This is a genomic window from Rhizobacter sp., from assembly GCF_031412075.1.
In the GTDB taxonomy this organism is placed as follows: Bacteria; Pseudomonadota; Gammaproteobacteria; order Burkholderiales; family Burkholderiaceae_C; genus Rhizobacter.
In genome coordinates, this window is sequence record NZ_JANOCG010000127.1 from 1 (window position 1) to 17104 (window position 17104).

Below are 17104 nucleotides of genomic sequence, written 5' to 3' on the forward strand. Positions count from 1 at the left end.
CCCCCTCATCCGTCACTTCTTCAAAGCAAGAGCCATGACCCACGTCGTCACCGAAGCCTGCATCCGCTGCAAATACACCGACTGCGTGGACGTCTGTCCCGTTGATTGCTTCCGCGAAGGCCCGAACTTCCTGACCATCGACCCCGATGAGTGCATCGACTGCGCGGTGTGCATCCCCGAGTGCCCGGTCAACGCGATCATGCCGGAGGAAGACGTGCCGGGCGATCAGCAACACATGATCAAGATCAACGCCGACCTCGCCAAGAGTGGCTGGCCCAGCATCACCAAGCGCAAGACCCCACTGCCCGACGCCGACGACTGGAAAGACAAGACCGGCAAGCTGTCGGAGCTGATCAAGTAACACCCCGGCGCGAGGCCAGGGAATCGAACCTCAACGTGGAGATCACCCAAACCGCTGGTTCGCACGACGGCCCCATCGAAACCGATGCGGTCATCGTGGGCGCGGGTCCCGTCGGCCTGTTCCAGGTGTTCGAGTTGGGCCTGCTGGAGATCAAGGCCCACATCATCGACTCGCTCGCCTACCCGGGCGGCCAGTGCATCGAGCTCTATCCCGACAAACCGATTTACGACATCCCGGCCGTGCCGGTGTGCACCGGCAAGGAGCTCACCGACAACCTGCTCAAGCAGATCGAACCCTTTGGCGCGACCTTCCACCTGGGGCAAGAAGTCACCGTGGTGCAAAAGCAGGACGATGGCCGCTTCTATGTGGAAACGTCCAAGGGCACACTCTTTCTCACCAAGACCATCTTCATCGCCGGCGGTGTCGGCTCGTTCCAGCCGCGCCTTCTGCGCGTAGACGGGCTTGAAAAATATGACGGCACCCAGCTGCACTACCGCGTCAAGAACCCTTCGCAGTTCGCCCGCAAAAATCTGGTGATCGTGGGCGGCGGCGACTCGGCGCTCGACTGGTCTCTCAACTTCGTGCAAGAAGGCCCCCACAAGGCCCAGAGCGTGATCCTGATCCACCGGCGCGATGGCTTCAAGGCGGCACCTGCCAGCGTGGCCAAGATGCGCGAGCTGTGTGACGCGTATGAGATGCAATTTCTCGTCGGACAAGTCACCGGCATCGAAGAGGCCGACGGCAAGCTCACCCACCTCAAGGTCACCGGCAGCGACGGCATCACGCGCCTGGTACCGCTCGATGTGTTGATGGTTTTTTTCGGGCTCTCACCGAAGCTTGGCCCCATCGCCGAATGGGGCTTGAGCCTGGAGCGCAAGCAGATCGTCGTCGACACCGAGAAGTTCGAGACCAGCACACCCGGTATCTTTGCTGTGGGCGACGTCAACACCTACCCGGGCAAAAAAAAGCTGATCCTGTCAGGCTTCAACGAGGCGGCGCTCGCGGCCGTTGGCGCGGCGCCGTACATCTTCCCTGACAATCGCATCCACCTGCAGTACACGACCACCAGCCCGAAGCTGCACAAGGTGCTTGGCGTGGAGACGCCCACTTTCGACTGATAATCCGCCCGCTGCGCGTTCTGCGCAGCACTCGCTAGGGGTGTTGAGCACCCTGTCTGAAACAAGACGGGGTGTTTGACTGAGAGAGTCCCTTTGAACCTGATTGAGGTAATCCTCGCGCAGGGAAGCAAGCACCCAAGCCCGGGCCGTTCTCACGGCGTTGTGGTTCGTGCCCGCCGACCTGCCATCGATTTTTTCTGGACACCACGATGGCAACCATTCGCTCATTCCGCTTTTCTCCTACACCCATTGCTGCCGCCGCGCTTTGCGTCGCGGCGGGCGCCCACGCACAAAGCACGCTCGCACCTGTCACCGTCACCGGCCGCGCCGAGCCAGTGGCCAGCGTGTCGGGCTGGGGCGACATCCCGCTGTCGCAGACACCACTGCAAGCCAGCGTGTTTTCAAACACGCAGCTGCGCGACCGCGACGTGCAACGCATTGCCGACATCGCACGCATCGACCCATCGGTCAGCGATGCCTACAACGCCGAGGGCTACTGGGATTTCCTCACCGTGCGCGGCTTCGTGCTCGACAACCGCTTCAACTACCGCCGTGACGGCCTGCCGATCAACGCCGAAACCACGATCCCGCTGCAGAACAAGGAGCGCGTCGAGTTGCTGAAGGGGGCCAGCGGCATGCAGGCCGGCACCAGCGCGCCGGGCGGCCTGCTCAACCTGGTCGTCAAGCGCCCGACTGATTCGCCGATCCGCAGTGCCCAACTCGGCTGGCGCGAGCCCGGCTCGGTGGGTGGCGCCGTCGACATCAGCCAGCGCTTCGGCGTGCAAAACGCCTTTGGCATGCGGGTGAACGCAGCCTACGACCGGCTCGATCCCCACCTCTACAGCGCCAAAGGCAAACGCCACCTGCTCGCGGCCGCCGGCGATTGGCGTCTCGGCGCCGCCACGCTGATCGAAGCCGAGTTCGAAACCAGCCACCGCTCACAGCCCAGCCAACCCGGCTTCAGCCTGCTCGGGCCGAACGTGCCGGCGCCCGTCGACCCGCGCATCAACCTCAACAACCAAGCCTGGTCACAGCCGGTCGTGATGGACGCCAACACTGGCTCGCTGCGCGCCACGCACAAGCTCGATGGCTGGCGCTTGAGCGCACACGCCGCCACGCAGCGCCTGCGCACCGACGACCGCTTGGCCTTCCCGTATGGATGCGGCGCCGAAGGCAACTACGACCGCTACTGCAGCGACGGCACCTACGACTTGTATGACTTCCGCAGCGAAAACGAGCGCCGCCGCACCGACTCGCTAGAGCTGGCGGCACACGGCGAAACCAAGACCGGTGGCCTGCAACACACCTGGTCGGTCGGTACCCTGTTCAGCAAGGTCAAGAACCGCTTCGGCGCACAGACCTACGACCGCAGCTTCGCCAACCCGTTCGAGTCCGTTCCCTCAGGCGTTGGCAATGTCGATGGCACGCTGGCCACCTACCCCAATAACAGCCTCAACGACACCGGCACCAACCGCGACGAGCGCTCAACTGAGCTGTTCGTGCGCGACGCCGTGAAGCTCAACGACAACCTCACCCTGTGGCTGGGCCTGCGCTACACGCAACTGAAGCGCGAATCGGTGCGCACGAACGGCTCTGGCCCCACCAGCTACCCGCAATCGTTCAGCACCCCGTGGGTTGCTGCGAGCTACACCTTCGCGCCCGACCAGATGCTGTACGCCAACTGGGGCCAGGGTGTTGAAAGCGAGGTGGTGCCCAACCGCTCGAGCCTCTACGACAACCCCGGCGAGGCCCTGCCCGCGGCCAAGAGCCAGCAGCTCGAAGCCGGGCTGAAGGTCGGCACGCCCAATGCGAACTGGGGCTTCGCGTGGTTCAGCATCGTTCGCCCGACCTGGGGAGACAAGGACAGATTGCGCGGTGAAGACGGAGATGCTCAGCACCAGGGCATCGAGGCCAACGCGGCATGGCGCACCGGCGCCTGGGTGTTTCAAGGCGGCGCACAAGCCCTGCATGCGCGCCGCCACGGCAGCGTCGCCACACCAGACGCCAACGGCAAGCGCCCGACCAACGTGCCCGAGCGCACCCTCAAGCTGCAGGCTCGCTACCTGGTGCCCGCGCTGCCCGGCCTGAGCGTGCAAGCCGACGCGCTGGGCGTGAGCAACCGCATGGTGCTGGCCGACAACAGCGTGAGCATTCCAGGCTATGGCGTGGCCGATCTGTCGGCGCGTTATGAACAGAAGCTCGACAGCGGCAGCCTCGTCTGGCGCGCCGGTGTCGACAACTTGTTCGACCGTCGCGCCTGGCGCGAATCGCCATTCCAGTTCGGCCACGTCTACCTCTACCCGCTGGCTGCGCGCACCATCCGCCTTTCAGTGGAAGTGAGTCTGTAAGCGGCCTAAAAACTCCAGCTATAATGCGAGGCTGTTCCTCGATAGCTCAGTTGGTAGAGCGCCGGACTGTTAATCCGTAGGTCCCTGGTTCGAGCCCAGGTCGAGGAGCCACCAATAACGCGTTACGGCGCAAGCACTTAGCCCACCCCTTATAGGTTGGGCTTTTTGCTTTCTGGAACTCCGTGTCGCAGGATGTCAGTAGCAGCGCCGTGCGACGCCGGTGACGTAGTCGCAGTCCTGCAGGTTCTGGCCTTCAGAAATGCAGTCGGTGCCGAAGCAACGCTGCTGGGCATCAACTACTCGACCGCCAGGAACCTGGTCAGCACGGGGCAACTGCGCGCGAAACATCGTGCTTGTGGGCGACGGCAGGCATCTCTTCAAGCGAGCGTTGCGCGAAGCGTTCCCCGATCCGGCCAGCTGAGGTTGCGTTCAGACGCAAACGGTATGGCTTGCAGACGGTACCCAGTGCGTTCAGTTGAGTCACTCAGGCCCGTGGTGGAAGGGGTGTTGATGTCGTTCATAGACTGTTGGTATGTGGAAGATCGTCCGCGGTGTGAAAGACGTCAACTCTTGATCATTTGACATGCCTCGCGCCTCGCCCAGCCACTCTGGCCACCCTGTGTTGGTGGCATTCGGGCATTTCGTGAAGCAGCCGCGCGCCGACCGCGGCATATCGCAGGAAGAGCTGGCTCACTTGGCCGTGATCGATCGTTCGTACATGTCGAGCATTGAGCGTGGCGAGCAGAATGTCGGGTTGATGGCCATGCACCGTGTTGCCGCTGCGCTGGGCATATCGCTTTCTGAGCTGGTGCTCAACTCGCGTTTGTAGTCTGCGGTTGCGTTGGTTCAAGGGCTGCGTTGGTGTGCTGCGCTCTCCAGCTGTGTTGTCCGGGGGTCAGGCTCAGCGGTCAGGCGCGTCCAGTACGCGCGTTGGGGAACGCCAGAAATTCAAAGGCAATCATGTTGCATTTGCACTTTAATAATTGACTTTCACAGTGTTTTCGCAACAAGTTGCGTGCATGAAGGCCACCGCTGCCGCATCCACCACCCACGAACAGCAGGTGCTGCGCCTCACACGCGCCCGAACCCTGCTGCGCGCGCGTGACGTAGCACAGCAAGGCCTGCCGACGATCGCTCTGACACGGCTGGTTCAGGCCGGCAAACTCGAGCGCGTGGCGCGAGGCCTGTACGGCCTGCCCGGCGCGGCGGTCAGTGAACACCGCTCACTGGCGGAAGTCTCGGCGCGCGTGCCCAAGGGCGTGGTCTGCCTGCTGTCCGCGCTGCGAGTCCACGAGATCGGTACCCAGGCACCCTTCGAGGTCTGGATCGCGATCCCGCAGCACATGGTGAGCCCTCGGCTGGATCAGCCGGCCATCCGTGTCGTGCGAATGTCTGACGAAGCGCGGGCCGACGGCGTCGAACGCCTGAACATCGACGGCGTCGAGGTGCCCATCTTCAATGCAGCCCGGACCATCGTTGACTGCTTCAAGTTCCGCAACAAGATCGGCCTGGACGTCGCACTCGAAGCACTTCGCGACGGGTGGAGCCAGAGAAAATTCACGCTCGACAATCTGTGGCTCCACGCCACGCGCGGCCGCGTGGCCAATGTGATGCGGCCCTACATCGAGGCCATCGCGGCATGACGGCCAACCGCGCCGCGTCCATTCGTGCAAGGCTCAAGCAGCACACCGACACGTCGAAGCAAGACTTCAACCTGACTTTGACCCGGTAAGGCCTGGAACGCCAGCTGTACCGGCTGTCCATCTCCGAGCACGCACCGAACTTCCTGTTCAAGAGTGCATTGCTGTTCCAGCTCTGGTACGGCCAGGCGCATCGACCGACACGCGATGCCGACCTGCTCGGATTCGGCCCGGACGACGTGCCCACGCTGGTCGGTGTGTTCCGATCCATCTGCGGCATCGCGGTGGACGACGGCATCGTGTTCGACCCCGGATCGGTCGCCGGCAGCGAGATCCGCAAGGAGGCCGGCTATGGAGGCGTCCGCATCGATCTGCGCGCCACCCTCGACCGCGCACGACTGGCCCTGCAGATCGACATCGGCTTCGGCGATGCGGTCACGCCCGCACCGCAGCCCATCACCTACCCGACCCTGCTGCCCGATGTACCCGCGCCGACACTGCGTGCCTACCCCAAGGCCACGGTCGTCGCCGAGAAGCTGCACGCCGTGACCGTGCTGGGCATGACCAACACCCGCATGAAGGACTTCTTCGACCTCTGGGTGCTGCTGCGCGACACCACGCTGGACGACTCAGAACTGCGGCGCGCCGTCGAAGCGACCTTCGCCCGCCGGCAAACCGACCTGCCCAGCGCCCAGCCGATCGGCCTGAGCGATGTATTCGCCAACGACGCAAGGAAGCAGCTGCAGTGGCGAGCGTTCCTGAACAAGAACAAGCTTGAGCCGATGGATCTGCGCGACGTGATCAACACCATCCGCGAGCGGGCGCAGCATGTCGGTATCACTCGCACGTAGCCGTCACGGCGCATGATCGTCGGCCCATGCGCAGAGACCTCAACGCACCGGCAACCCTGCGACGAAGTTGCGCTTGGCCTTGAACTCGGCGCGCAGGCTGACCAGCCAAGCCAGGCGTGCGGCAGGATCGAGCAGGCCGCAAATTTCCTCGACCAGTTGCAACTCGCCACGGTAAGGGCTGCTGGCCGTCTGCATGGCTCGCGCCAGCACGCGCCGCAGCAGCTCGGTGCGTTGGGCCCGGTGCTCCGTGCCGAGGTGACGTGCCAGCGTGAGCAGCGTGCCGGGCAGTTCGGTGCGCAGGGCTTCGGCATCACGGCCAGCCAGGGCCCCGGCATGCAGCGGATCGCGGTAGCCCTCGACACTGGGCCAGCGTTCGAAGCGAAGCCGGCGCAAGGCCAGCGCCTCCTGACCCCAGCCATCGCGCTCAAAACAACGCAGCATGTCGACCTGCAGCCGCTCGTCGTCCGGAAAAGCCTTCAGCGCAGCTTCGGCATTGGCGAAGGCTTCACGCAGGCGGCCGTGGCGTTCCAGGAAGGCCGTCACGGCCGCGTAGGCGACAGGGTCCGGCAGATCCTCGCGCAGCACCGCCAAGGCGCCATCGACATCGCCGTCGTCTTCCAGATGCGCCAGGTACAGGTGCTCAAGCATGAAGAGCCCGGCAGGTCGCTCGTTGCTGCGGTCGTAGTAGGGCTCGCGGCGCCGCAGCCGGCGGGCCTCGGCCACCTTGGCGGCGTGGGCGGCCCGTGCGGCCATCACCACATCTTTCGCGGCTCGCCAGCGCTCTGCCAGACAGCGGGTGAAGCGTGCACGCGCTGCATCGCCCATCGCCGCCTCGGCCGCTGCCGGGTCAAAGCTCGTCATCGGGTCGTCCAGCAACAGCTGCAGATAGCTCTCGCCGAAGGCCGCGGGTCGCGCGCCCGCCGTGCGCAGGGCTTCGAGCCATTCGTCGCCAATGGCCCGAACGAGGCCGCCGATGTCGCCGTCAGAGTCATCGGCCTGCTCCATCGCGGCCCAGGCGCGGCGCAGCGCGTGCAGGCCCAGGGTCAGGGCGTCTTCTGCGCTGCGGGCGCGGGTCTGCGCCAGCAGCGGCAGCACGTCGGCAGCACGCTGCGCAAAGGCAGAAGTCGGGCGCCAGTCCAGGAAGTCGCGGCCCGACGCGAGGATCTGCGTGGCCAGTGCCTTCAGCTCGGTCAGGCTGGCAGCACCGCGCTTCAGCTCGCTGAGCTTGCGCCACTGCTGCAGTTCACGCTCGATGGCGCCGTCACGATCGGCCATGTCAAGCAGGCGCTGCACCAGCACTTGGGCATCCTGCCCGCGCAGGAACTCGGCCAGCGCCTCCCGACGATCCTCGATCGTGCGGGCCCGTTTTGCAGCAGGCGCAGTGGCAGAGGCCATCTTCTTGCGCGCCGCTTCGTCAGGCACCGGCAGCTCGCCTCCGAGACGGCCACGCCATACAAGGGCCAGTGCCACCTGGTGCTTGCAGAACCAGCCGTCCTCGGCGTGGGGGCAATCGCACAGACCACCCAGTTCGCCCTCGTCCACCCAGACTTCGACCTCATAGGGCTGCGTGCCCATCACCGTGGCGCGGGCGGCAGGCATCTGCCCGGTCTCTTCCTCTAGCACCTGAACCACATCCGACCGGGCATAAGCCTGGCCACGCTGGAAGATGGCCGCGCTGCTGGCACGCCTCAGGGCCGCATCGCTCAGCGCAGTGAGCAAGTCCTCGCCGGGCGCATCACTCATACCCGCCCCGACTGGTAGGCCCGACGGAACTCCCGCCCGTTCAGCTCACGGTAGTCGGCCTTGACGCGCACCCGGCCCTCGAACTTCTGCTCGATCCACTGAACTGCGTTCTCGGCATCGCCAATGTTGTGCAAGGCCTGGCCGATCTCGCGCGGCCGATGACCACCGAGGTCGTCGAACATGGCTGCGCAGCGGGGCACATCCAGGCGCTCGAAGAGATCATCTGATGACACTGTTTCGGCGGTTCCGCCACGCACCTCAGCCACGCGCTGCCGCAGGTCTTCGGCCACAGCTTCCTGCTCGCCTGGGCCGCCATGGAACGACAGTTCCCACAGCAGCCCTTCGAGCACCTGGCCCAGCGTCACGTCCTCCACCTGCGCACGCCTGATCTCCTGCATCCACGCCTGGGCCGCTTGGTCGCCCTCGGTGATTCGCTCCTCATGGTTCACGCGCACGGGCACGGCCAGCAAGTCGCGCAACGGCGTCAGCGACACGCTCCACTCGATACGCTCGCCCTTGCGCTTGTGCTCCTCGGGGTGGTCCTCCTGCAGCACCGGCCCCACGCCGTGCAAGCCCAACCGCGTCGTGCCGCTGTACGTTTGGGTGTGTGTGTCCAGAGCCCATTGCGCATACAACTCCAGATACTCGATGCACTCGTGCAGCGGCTGTAGCGCATCGCTGACCGCGCCCTTGTTCGCTTCGGCACAGAGTTCCTCGACAAACGCCGACCGGTACACGTGCTTCAAGAGTGGGCTGGCCTCGATCAGCCCGAAGATGTCGGCCAGTGTCGTGTCGCCGTGAAGGGTGACGGGTTCGAACAGGAACTCATGTGCACGTTCGGTGACGTCGTGCTCATTCGGCCGACGCCCCAGGTCGTCCTGTTCTGGTCGGAATTCACGAAGGGCCAGCTCAGGGCCCGGGCGCAGGATCAGGTGTTGCATGGCTCCGGCATTCTGCCCCCGCGGTGTGGGTCAGATGTGCTGCACGGCTTCGCAGCAGGCGACGGGGGGATGCCTCGGTGTGCCGATGTATGGACAAGTGACATACAATTCCGGCATCACGTCTGCAGTACACGAAAGGTGCCTCATGGCCCAAGCTCAGGACCCTGTCACGATCAGCATCCGCGCCAAGGCAGGCCAACGCGACTTGATCGACCAAGCCGCTGATCGCCTGGGCCGCAGCCGCTCTGACTTCATGCTTGAGGCCGCCTGCCGGCAGGCCGAAGACGTGCTTCTCGACCAGACCTATTTCGCGCTCGATGCGAAAAGCTTTGCCGCGTTCCAGGCCATGCTCGACAAGCCGCCTGCGCCCACGGACCGCTTGCGCCGCACCCTCAAGGCCCGCGCGCCGTGGGACACGATCGCCCCAACGGGCAAGGCCACAGGTCGACGGGCTAAGTGACGACGCCGATGCTCTCGGCACCGCAGCCGCTGGCTGACCATCACCAACTCGCCGACTTCGATTGCGGCGAACCCTCACTGAACGAATGGCTGAAACGCCGCGCAGCCAAGAACCAGGCCAACGGCTCTTCGCGCACCTACGTCGTGTGTGAAGACGACACCGTGATCGCCTACTACTGTCTTGCCGCGGGCGCTGTGGGTCATGCCGAAGCGCCTGCCACCATGAAACGAAACCGGCCCGACCCGGTGCCCGTGCTCGTCCTTGGCCGCCTGGCGATTCACCGGGACCGACACCAGAAGGGCATCGGCACTGCCTTGCTGAATGACGCCATCCGGCGTGCGATCCAGGCCGCTGAGATTGCCGGCATCACCGCGCTGCTTGTGCACGCCATCTCAGAGCAGGCGCTACGCTTCTACCTCTCGCGCGGCTTCATCGAGTCGCCCGTCAAGCCCATGACGCTGTGCCTGATGCTGGCCACGGTGAATCGAGCGCTGCGGGAGCCTTAGTCGTTGCCTGATCGCTGTGACGGATTTGTGCCGTGACTTCGAAAAAACACCTTGAAAACGGCACCCTTGCGGCACAAACAGAGACTCTTCCGCTCCCGAAAGGCAGTAAGCGATGACCGAACGTTCTGACCTGGGGTTGCTGGACTCTCAGATCGTGGAGCATTCCCATCGCTTCACCTTGCAGGGCAGCCCCAGTTCACTCAGCTTCCCACCGCTCTGCCCCAACTGCGGAAACTCGGCTTCAGACTCGATCGAGTACGCCAAGGTATTCCGACGGGTTCACGGCGACGCCCCAACCGAATATGTGGTGACAAGCGTTCGCGTGCCCATCTGTAGTGGGTGTGCTGCGCTCCATCACCAGCAAGCCGCTCCTCGCAGCCAGTTGTACAAGGTGCTATCAAGCTTTGCCACCGGCGACATGTTGGGCGCGGTGTTGCCGGCCGTCGCAGCATTGTTTGTGGTCTACCTGGCGTTGAAGGAGTTGATCAAGGGGCGCTTCGATGCACTTGGCATATTCGTTGTTGTCGCGGCATTTTTTGCCTTGATTGCCTGGTCGCAACGACGTCACGTCTGGCAGGGGACGCAGCACCTTCGGGTCGCTCCGGCCACCGAGATGACCAAGGCCTTCGACTTCAGCGACGACATCGCACCGGCTTTCGAGTCGCCCAGGTTCGTGTGCACGATGCGCGATGAGCGCTTTGCAACAGCGTTCGGCGCGCTCAACGGCCAGTTTGAATACCGAGCCGACAGCGTCAGCGCCCTCGCAGATCGACAGCAGGCCAATCGAACCATGTGGCTTGTGGGAGCGATCGTCTTTGCGCTCGCGCTGCTCGGCTACCTCTTGGGCTGAAGCGATCCACCGCTTTGGGGCACAACACCGCTCGCCCACCACCCCGGTCTCGCAAACACCATCACCATCATGGCCACCAAGGGCAGTGTCAGCCAGCCAAAGCTGCGGTTGGCCAGTGTGCCGAAAAGCCAGCCCCCTGCGGCCGAGCCGAGCATCTGGCCGAGGCCGGACGCAGCCGCCAGGCCGCCCATCACAACACCCAGCTTCTGCGGCGAAGCACCGGCCGCCAGATAGGCGACGACCGGCAGCACAAGTCCCGTGCCGGCTGAAGTCAGGCTCACGCCGAGGTACATCCAGCCATCAGAGCGATCTGCCGCCAGCACGACCAAGCCAATGATTGCGAGAAGCAACCCGGTACCGATCAGGTGTTGCGCCGCAATCTTTTCGAGCAGCGACGTGATGAAGAGCAGCGCATTGACCCCGAGCATGACCAGGCTGCACTGGGCCAACATGATGGCCGCCTCTCGGGATGACCGACCGCCTTGCTGAGGCCCCTGCTGCAGCACAAGCCCCAATTCAAAGCCGGCCAGTACGAACATCACCACCGCGCTCAGCCACAACAGCGCGGCAGGGCGGCCTTGTGCGGAACTCACCGCCTTGCGCTGATGTGCCTCACGCGTGTCGGGAGACGCAGGCAAGGTGACGGCCAACCCGAGCATGATCAACCCGCCCAGCAACGCAGACAGGATCAGCACGACGCGCGCAGTCACCAGCGGAGACACAACTCCGTCAGCTATCCACGCCCCGAGGCCGCCAGCCACTTCACTGAGTGCGGGCCCGAACAGAAATCCAAGCAAGGACATGGCGCCCAGCCAGGCGAAACGTCGCGCCCGCTTCGCCTCAGGCGTGTGTTGCGCCACCAGAGCTGCGACCACCGGGACGACCGCAGCGACAAAAAACCCGTCGCGCCGCGCAACGCGTAGATGCCCCACAAGGCGGCCAAGGCCGGAACCAGCAGCAGCAACAGGCTCGCGACATACCCCACGAGCCCAAAGATCAAGATTCGGCCGCGCCCGACACGATCCGCCGCGATGCCCCAGAGGGGCGCCCCCAACAGCACGCCGGCCGCATACACACCGCTTAAAAAGCCCACGTGACGGCCGACCTCGCTGGCGTTGGCGCCGGGCAGCAACGAAGCCAGCCACCCTGGCAGCACCGGCAAGAGCGCCCCGTAGCCGGCAGAGACGACGACAACCGCCGCCGCCAGCCATGCCAGTTGCACGGGGCGCAGTGTGGTCATGGGCCCACGCTGATGCCGTTCGGGCCGTTGCCCACCGCGACCGTTGAGACGACCTTGCGTGCGGCAATGTCGATGACCGACACGGTGTTTGCAAACGTGTTGGTCACGAAGGCATGACGCCCCTCGCGATCAATCACCACGCCGTGCGCGCCCGCCCCGGTCTTGATCGTTGCGGCCACCTTCATGGTGGCAAGGTCGATGACGCTGACCGTGGAGCCAGGCTTCTTCGGTGTGCCCTGGTTCGCGACCAGGACGAGCGCGCTGTCGGGCGTGGCGTACAACTGGATCGGCACGGTGCCCACAACAAGTTTGCGAATCACCTGGCGGCTCGCAAAATCGATCACCGCAAGCTGGTTCTCCTGCGACAAGGACACAAAGCCAAACCGGCCATCCGGCGTGAAGCCCACCTGCGCCGGGCCCTTGCCGACGGCGATCTCGGCGACCTGCTTGCGACTGGCCGTTTCGATCACCGACACCGTGCCCGCCTTGAGGTTGGCGACCCACGCCTGCTAGCCATCGGGGCTGATCCGAAGGCCGTGGGGCGCCAACCCGACCGCGATGACGTCGCTGACACGCTGGGTCGCGGTGTCCACCACGCTGACCGTGTTGTCTGTGCCATTGGTGATGTAGGCGGTGCGCCCATCCCCCGACACCACCACGTGCGCGGGGTGCTTGCCGACCGGCACCTTGGCCACCACCTTGTTGCTGGCGGTGTCGATGACCCACACCGCTCCGGCCCCGCCCATCGCTGCGTGCTCACCTTTTGGCATCTTTCCTGCTGGCATTTTTTCGGCTGCCATGCCGGGCTCGCCGTTGTTGGTGACCCAGAGCCACTTGCCATCGGGTGAGACCTGGACGTTGTGCGGGCCCTGCCCGACCGAAATGCTCTCGATCTTCTTGAAGCTGGCAGCGTCGATGACGGTGACCGTGTTCGCCCGCTCGTCGGCCACGTAGACCTTTCCGGCCGCCGCAAGTGCCGGCCCGGCTGCAGCAAGCATGACGATCTGGGTGACGGCAAACAACCTTTTGATTCGGTTCGCATGCATGAGAAAAACTCCTGAAGCGTCACAAAACCACAGACTGGTTCGGCAACTCGTTGCTGTTGTGACCTTGGGCAGGAAAGTGCTGCGCCAGGCGCTGCGTCACCGCTTGCACGCCACTTACCACACCGCCTTCAAAGTTGGACTGGCCGAAGGCGGTTTCCATCTGGCGGCACACGCGGCTCCATTCCTGCGCGTCTACCTTGGCATCGATGCCGCGGTCGGCCACGATCTCCACGGCCCGATCTGCCATCAGCAGGTAGATCAGCACGCCGGTGTTGTGCTGCGTGTCCCACACGCGCAGTTGCGAGAACAGATCGATCGCGCGCTCTCGCGCCGTTTGCCCTTTGAACAGCGGTGAACCATCCAGGGCCGCTTCCACAACGAACCGTATTTCTCCGGCATGCGAGCTCTCGCTGGCCTCGATCGCCTTGTCGATGGCGCTCAACGCGCTGGGCGGGAAGGCACGGCTCACTTGCCCATCCGTCGCCAAGATGTGTTTGAAAATTCGTTTGATGTTCATGGCTACCACCTTCCCGACGCACCACCACCGCCGAAGCCACCACCGCCACCACCAAAGCCACCCCCACCGCGGCCACCCCCGCCGTGGCGCCCGCCCATTCCGTGCCCGACCATGCCGCCGCCAAACAAGGTGACCAACAACGCGACCACGCCCGCGGTCAGCGCCGCAGGCAAAACGCCCACCACGAACCAGGCGATCACGGCAACCACGCCTCCGGTGGCCAGCGAACCCGGCAGCTTGCCCAAGGCGGCGCGCAACACGCCCCCCACGGCCAAGGCCAGAATGAAGAGCATGGGAACGTACTGCTGGCCCTCGCCGATGCCCCCGCCAGAGGGCTTGCTGCTCGGCGCTGGCAGTGGATCACCGTCCATCACGCGGATCATCTGAGCCACTCCGGCCGTGATGCCGGCGTCAAAGTCCTGCTTCACAAACTGCGGCAGGATGGCTTCGCTGATGATGCGTTTGCTGGTGAGGTCGTTGAGCGCGCCCTCCAGGCCGTACCCCACCTCGATGCGCATCGCGCGGTCGTTCTTGGCAACAACCAGGATGGCGCCGTCATCCACCTTCTTTCGCCCGAGCTTCCACTGCTCGGCCACGCGCAAGGCGTACTGCTCGATGGTTTCGGGCGCCGAGGTCGCCACCATCAACACCGCGAGTTGGCTGCCCTTCCTCGCTTCGAAGGCGACCAGCGTTTGCTCCAGGGTGGCCTTCTGCTCCGCCGTCAAGGTGCCGGTCTGGTCGATCACATGCCCGGTCAGCGGCGGGACGGGCAGCTGCGCGGTGGCGCGCGATTGCCAGCCAAGCGCACACGCGACAACGCTGGCGTACAGCAGTGCCCTGCCGAGGGTGCCGAAGGCTGTGCGCCTGATCACCTGGCTACCCCCGACCCGGCTCCTGCAGGCTTGGCCGGGGCGGCATCGAACCCGACACTGGGCGGCTTGGCGATGTCCTTCTCGTTCTCGACGGCGAAGGTCGCTTTCTCCTTGTAGCCGAACACCATCGCCGTCAGGTTGGACGGAAACGAGCGCACCGTCACGTTGTAGTCCTGCACCGACTTGATGTAGCTGTTGCGGGCCAGGGTGATGCGGTTCTCGGTGCCTTCCAGTTGCGCCGACAGATCCCGGAAGCCCTGGTTGGCCCGGAGGTTCGGATACCGTTCCGACACCACCATCAGCCTCGACAGCGCACCCGTCAGCTGCCCCTGCGCCTGCTGGAATTTCTGGAACGCCGCAGGGTCGTTGATCAACTCCGGCGTGGCCTGGATCGACGTGGCCTTGGCACGCGCTTCGACCACCTGCGTCAGCGTGTCTTGCTCGAAATTGGCCTCGCCCTTGACGGTGTTGACCAGGTTGGGAATCAGGTCGGCGCGACGTTGGTATTGGTTGACCACCTCAGACCACCCTGCCTTCACCTGCTCGTCGGTGGTTTGAAAGGTGTTGTAGCCGCAGCCGGTCAGGCCGATGACGAAGCTTGCCGCGAGGGCCGTGGTCAGTTTGCGCATGTTCTGTTCTCCAAAAGGAATCAATTGAATTGATGTGCCGAGGGCGGCATTTGAAAGTGCTTGACGGCATCGTCAACCATCTGGCGGGTGCACCACTGGGCGTAGTACCGGCCGAACACGCGACCGAGCCAGGCACCGGGCACGCTTTCCGGCAACGCGTATTCGATGAAGACGCGCAGCCTTGAACCATCCCCTTCGGGCGTTAGCTCGAAACCCATCCTGTAATGCCCGACAACCAGAAGTTTTGGCACGCCGGTGGTCTTCCAGACCTTGAGGTAGGGAGGCGCACGTTGCACCACGATCTCATCGACCGACAGGTCAAGGCCGAAGACCCGCCCCGACAGGCGGATGTGAGACCCAAGCTCCAGTCCCAGACCTTTATCGAGTTCAGTCTTCATGTGGCCACCGCCCATCTTCCAGGACGGCTCGCTCATGTGCGAAGACAGTCGCGCGTGATCGTCCACAAGCGCAAAGACACGATCCACCGGTGCCTGGACAAACCCGCTGCTTTCGTGGCGCAGCATCAGCGAGCTGGCGCTTCGATCCAAGAGATAAACGACAAGGCCCGCGAGCCAGACCAAGGCCGGCAGCAACAGGAGCCATCTGAAATCGGAATGCAGCGCGAAGTTGGTGGCACTCATCAGCACCACGGTCAATGCGCCCGCAATGGCAAGGGCCCATGACGTGCCCTTGGCCCGCAGCGGCATCGCAACAGTGGCAACAAGCACGGTCAACACGCCCGCCCCGGCCATGAACCCGCCCATGACCGTGAACACCTTCTGCAACCAAGCCTCGAGGCCGGGCGCGGCAAGCCGGAGCTGTTCGAGTGTGGTGCCCATGAAGCGAGGGTCTTCAGGCAACAGGGCGGGGCGCAGAAAGATGAAGTACACCCCCAATGCCACGAGCCAAACGCCGCAGCCCGTGAGCATCCACCTGGAAACCTGGTGAGTGGACTTCACGATCTATTCCTTTCCATAAAGCAAGGAGAAGAGCTGCTCACTCGCGCGATCCCTGACCACTCGGTATCTGTCGAGCGACTGCGACATCGATTGGCTTGTGTCGGCCTCCCAAGGGCTCAGCGCGTTCTGATAAAGCTGTTCGTTCCATTCCGAAACGGCTTGAACTTTCTCGAACGACCGTTGCGGGTACGGGTATCGAATCTGCTCGACCTCAAGTTCTTCAAAGTGAACCGTGTACTGCGGCTTGCGGCAGTCGGGGTCGCCCGTCGGGTTGCTGATCTTCATCTCGTACAGCCCGGGTTTGAGTGCCTCCAGATCGCCAAGACTTTCCAGAATGGCGCGGTGCTCGAGTTCTGCCACGCTTGCAGAAACAAAAATGCCCAGGTGACCGACTTGCGGGTTCAACAGGTAGACGATGCGCTGCCGAGCCTTCTTCAGGTCGGCCGTGGTGGGGTAGACCGCCGGGATCCAATTGAGCGCTTGATGGGGCGGCGAAATGTTGTCGCCACTGGACGCAAAGATCACGACAGGATTGCGAATGCGCTTCAAGTCGCCGAAGCAGTGCTCGTCGATCTTCAGCTTTCCACGCTCGAGCTTGTTGCCGATGAACAGGTCTTGAATGATCGTGAGGATCTCTTCGCGGCCGAGGAAGTAGTAGCCGGTCCACCACCGCTCGAAATCCAGGAAGCGTTGTCGCTCGGTGTCGATGTTGGCGAAGACCTTGTATGTCTTGTCCACCAGCGTGTTCGCCGGGCTCAGGTTTTCAAAGTTCTGCACCAGCCAGGCGCCGTCGAGCCTGCCGTTGCCCAGGTCGGCCAGCAGGTGGGTCATCCAGCTGCCACCCATCAAGCCGCCCGACAAACGCATGGGGTTGACATCGGAAGCGCCCGCCCAATAGGAAAGCGGAGACCCGTTGAGAACGGTGACGCCTGCGAGTCCTTCGCAATCTGCTGCAAGCAGGGTCACAGCCCATCCCGCCTGGCAATTGCCATAGAGCACGGGCGCCATGCCGTGGTGACGGCT

The 17104-nt window shown here is 64.0% G+C and carries 18 protein-coding genes, 1 tRNA gene, 2 pseudogenes and 1 riboswitch; of the genes and pseudogenes, 10 read left to right on the forward strand and 11 right to left on the reverse strand.

Going from position 1 to position 17104, the window contains the following annotated elements:
- Positions 1 to 34 precede the first annotated feature (34 nt).
- From fdxA to RMO40_RS04590, 7 genes are all read left to right on the forward strand, one after another.
- Positions 35 to 361: a ferredoxin FdxA gene (gene fdxA, locus RMO40_RS04560; RefSeq protein WP_309716926.1), complete on the forward strand. Its 327-nt coding sequence runs from the start codon at positions 35 to 37 to the stop codon at positions 359 to 361.
- Positions 362 to 396: 35 nt separating this feature from the next.
- The gene (locus RMO40_RS04565) at positions 397 to 1479 is read left to right on the forward strand and encodes an NAD(P)/FAD-dependent oxidoreductase (protein WP_309716929.1); all 1083 of its coding nucleotides are present in this window, start codon (positions 397 to 399) and stop codon (positions 1477 to 1479) included.
- A gap of 26 nt (positions 1480 to 1505) precedes the next feature.
- A riboswitch (TPP riboswitch) is annotated at positions 1506 to 1622 on the forward strand.
- 66 nt (positions 1623 to 1688) lie between these two features.
- A complete protein-coding gene (locus RMO40_RS04570) occupies positions 1689 to 3827 on the forward strand; it encodes a TonB-dependent siderophore receptor (protein WP_309716932.1) in 2139 nt (712 codons plus the stop codon).
- Between the two features lie 35 nt (positions 3828 to 3862).
- Positions 3863 to 3938 (forward strand) — tRNA-Asn (locus RMO40_RS04575).
- Positions 3939 to 4446: 508 nt separating this feature from the next.
- Positions 4447 to 4656 (forward strand): helix-turn-helix domain-containing protein, encoded by a 210-nt coding sequence (locus RMO40_RS04580; protein WP_309716935.1) that lies wholly within the window; start codon positions 4447 to 4449, stop codon positions 4654 to 4656.
- A 190-nt stretch (positions 4657 to 4846) separates the two neighbouring features.
- Positions 4847 to 5470, forward strand: coding sequence for a type IV toxin-antitoxin system AbiEi family antitoxin domain-containing protein (locus tag RMO40_RS04585; protein ID WP_309716938.1), 624 nt, complete (start codon positions 4847 to 4849; stop codon positions 5468 to 5470).
- A gap of 158 nt (positions 5471 to 5628) precedes the next feature.
- Positions 5629 to 6318 carry a nucleotidyl transferase AbiEii/AbiGii toxin family protein gene (locus tag RMO40_RS04590; protein WP_309716941.1) on the forward strand — a complete coding sequence of 230 codons (690 nt, stop codon included), beginning with the start codon at positions 5629 to 5631 and terminating at the stop codon, positions 6316 to 6318.
- Positions 6319 to 6357: 39 nt separating this feature from the next.
- Here RMO40_RS04590 and RMO40_RS04595 read toward each other — a convergent pair whose 3' ends face one another.
- Complete coding sequence (locus RMO40_RS04595; RefSeq protein ID WP_309716944.1) at positions 6358 to 8061, reverse strand: SWIM zinc finger family protein; 1704 nt, start codon at positions 8059 to 8061, stop codon at positions 6358 to 6360.
- On the reverse strand, positions 8058 to 9002 hold the full coding sequence (locus RMO40_RS04600; RefSeq protein ID WP_309716947.1) for a hypothetical protein: 945 nt from the start codon (positions 9000 to 9002) through the stop codon (positions 8058 to 8060). The genes RMO40_RS04595 and RMO40_RS04600 overlap by 4 nt, the downstream gene beginning before the upstream one ends.
- Before the next feature lie 145 nt (positions 9003 to 9147).
- Between RMO40_RS04600 and RMO40_RS04605 the strand changes: the two genes are divergently transcribed.
- The 3 genes from RMO40_RS04605 (at position 9148) to RMO40_RS04615 (ending at position 10818) form a co-directional block, all read left to right on the forward strand.
- Complete coding sequence (locus RMO40_RS04605) at positions 9148 to 9462, forward strand: type II toxin -antitoxin system TacA 1-like antitoxin (RefSeq protein ID WP_309716950.1); 315 nt, start codon at positions 9148 to 9150, stop codon at positions 9460 to 9462.
- A gap of 8 nt (positions 9463 to 9470) precedes the next feature.
- On the forward strand, positions 9471 to 9968 hold the full coding sequence (locus tag RMO40_RS04610; protein ID WP_309716953.1) for a GNAT family N-acetyltransferase: 498 nt from the start codon (positions 9471 to 9473) through the stop codon (positions 9966 to 9968).
- A gap of 112 nt (positions 9969 to 10080) precedes the next feature.
- Positions 10081 to 10818: a hypothetical protein gene (locus RMO40_RS04615; protein ID WP_309716956.1), complete on the forward strand. Its 738-nt coding sequence runs from the start codon at positions 10081 to 10083 to the stop codon at positions 10816 to 10818.
- Here RMO40_RS04615 and RMO40_RS04620 read toward each other — a convergent pair.
- The 9 genes and pseudogenes from RMO40_RS04620 to RMO40_RS04660 form a co-directional block, all read right to left on the reverse strand.
- A pseudogene (locus RMO40_RS04620) lies at positions 10803 to 12058 on the reverse strand (MFS transporter). The gene RMO40_RS04615 and the pseudogene RMO40_RS04620 overlap by 16 nt on opposite strands.
- Complete coding sequence (locus tag RMO40_RS25470; protein ID WP_489660106.1) at positions 12055 to 12465, reverse strand: YncE family protein; 411 nt, start codon at positions 12463 to 12465, stop codon at positions 12055 to 12057. The pseudogene RMO40_RS04620 and the gene RMO40_RS25470 overlap by 4 nt, the downstream one beginning before the upstream one ends.
- 3 nt (positions 12466 to 12468) lie before the next feature.
- A pseudogene (locus tag RMO40_RS04630) lies at positions 12469 to 12549 on the reverse strand (hypothetical protein); the annotation flags it as partial.
- Between the two features lie 18 nt (positions 12550 to 12567).
- Positions 12568 to 13104 carry a hypothetical protein gene (locus RMO40_RS04635; protein ID WP_309716961.1) on the reverse strand — a complete coding sequence of 179 codons (537 nt, stop codon included), beginning with the start codon at positions 13102 to 13104 and terminating at the stop codon, positions 12568 to 12570.
- Positions 13105 to 13123: 19 nt separating this feature from the next.
- Complete coding sequence (locus tag RMO40_RS04640) at positions 13124 to 13621, reverse strand: TPM domain-containing protein (protein WP_309716964.1); 498 nt, start codon at positions 13619 to 13621, stop codon at positions 13124 to 13126.
- Between the two features lie 2 nt (positions 13622 to 13623).
- Positions 13624 to 14493: a TPM domain-containing protein gene (locus tag RMO40_RS04645; RefSeq protein WP_489660105.1), complete on the reverse strand. Its 870-nt coding sequence runs from the start codon at positions 14491 to 14493 to the stop codon at positions 13624 to 13626.
- Positions 14490 to 15122, reverse strand: coding sequence for a LemA family protein (locus tag RMO40_RS04650; protein ID WP_309716967.1), 633 nt, complete (start codon positions 15120 to 15122; stop codon positions 14490 to 14492). The genes RMO40_RS04645 and RMO40_RS04650 overlap by 4 nt, the downstream gene beginning before the upstream one ends.
- A 20-nt stretch (positions 15123 to 15142) precedes the next feature.
- A complete protein-coding gene (locus RMO40_RS04655) occupies positions 15143 to 16081 on the reverse strand; it encodes an SRPBCC family protein (RefSeq protein WP_309716971.1) in 939 nt (312 codons plus the stop codon).
- A gap of 3 nt (positions 16082 to 16084) precedes the next feature.
- Positions 16085 to 17104 (reverse strand): DUF3141 domain-containing protein (locus RMO40_RS04660; RefSeq protein ID WP_309716975.1); only part of this gene is annotated, 1020 nt, incomplete at its 5' end.

Bases quoted from the DNA above. Each gene is read 5' to 3' on its own strand.
- fdxA (WP_309716926.1), top strand. From the start codon at position 35: ATGACCCACGTCGTCACCGAAGCCTGCATCCGCTGCAAATACACCGAC.
- RMO40_RS04570 (WP_309716932.1), top strand. From the start codon at position 1,689: ATGGCAACCATTCGCTCATTCCGCTTTTCTCCTACACCCATTGCTGCC.
- RMO40_RS04585 (WP_309716938.1), top strand. From the start codon at position 4,847: ATGAAGGCCACCGCTGCCGCATCCACCACCCACGAACAGCAGGTGCTG.
- RMO40_RS04595 (WP_309716944.1), bottom strand. From the start codon at position 8,061: ATGAGTGATGCGCCCGGCGAGGACTTGCTCACTGCGCTGAGCGATGCG.
- RMO40_RS04600 (WP_309716947.1), bottom strand. From the start codon at position 9,002: ATGCAACACCTGATCCTGCGCCCGGGCCCTGAGCTGGCCCTTCGTGAA.
- RMO40_RS04605 (WP_309716950.1), top strand. From the start codon at position 9,148: ATGGCCCAAGCTCAGGACCCTGTCACGATCAGCATCCGCGCCAAGGCA.
- RMO40_RS04610 (WP_309716953.1), top strand. From the start codon at position 9,471: ATGCTCTCGGCACCGCAGCCGCTGGCTGACCATCACCAACTCGCCGAC.
- RMO40_RS04615 (WP_309716956.1), top strand. From the start codon at position 10,081: ATGACCGAACGTTCTGACCTGGGGTTGCTGGACTCTCAGATCGTGGAG.
- RMO40_RS04635 (WP_309716961.1), bottom strand. From the start codon at position 13,104: ATGCATGCGAACCGAATCAAAAGGTTGTTTGCCGTCACCCAGATCGTC.
- RMO40_RS04640 (WP_309716964.1), bottom strand. From the start codon at position 13,621: ATGAACATCAAACGAATTTTCAAACACATCTTGGCGACGGATGGGCAA.
- RMO40_RS04650 (WP_309716967.1), bottom strand. From the start codon at position 15,122: ATGCGCAAACTGACCACGGCCCTCGCGGCAAGCTTCGTCATCGGCCTG.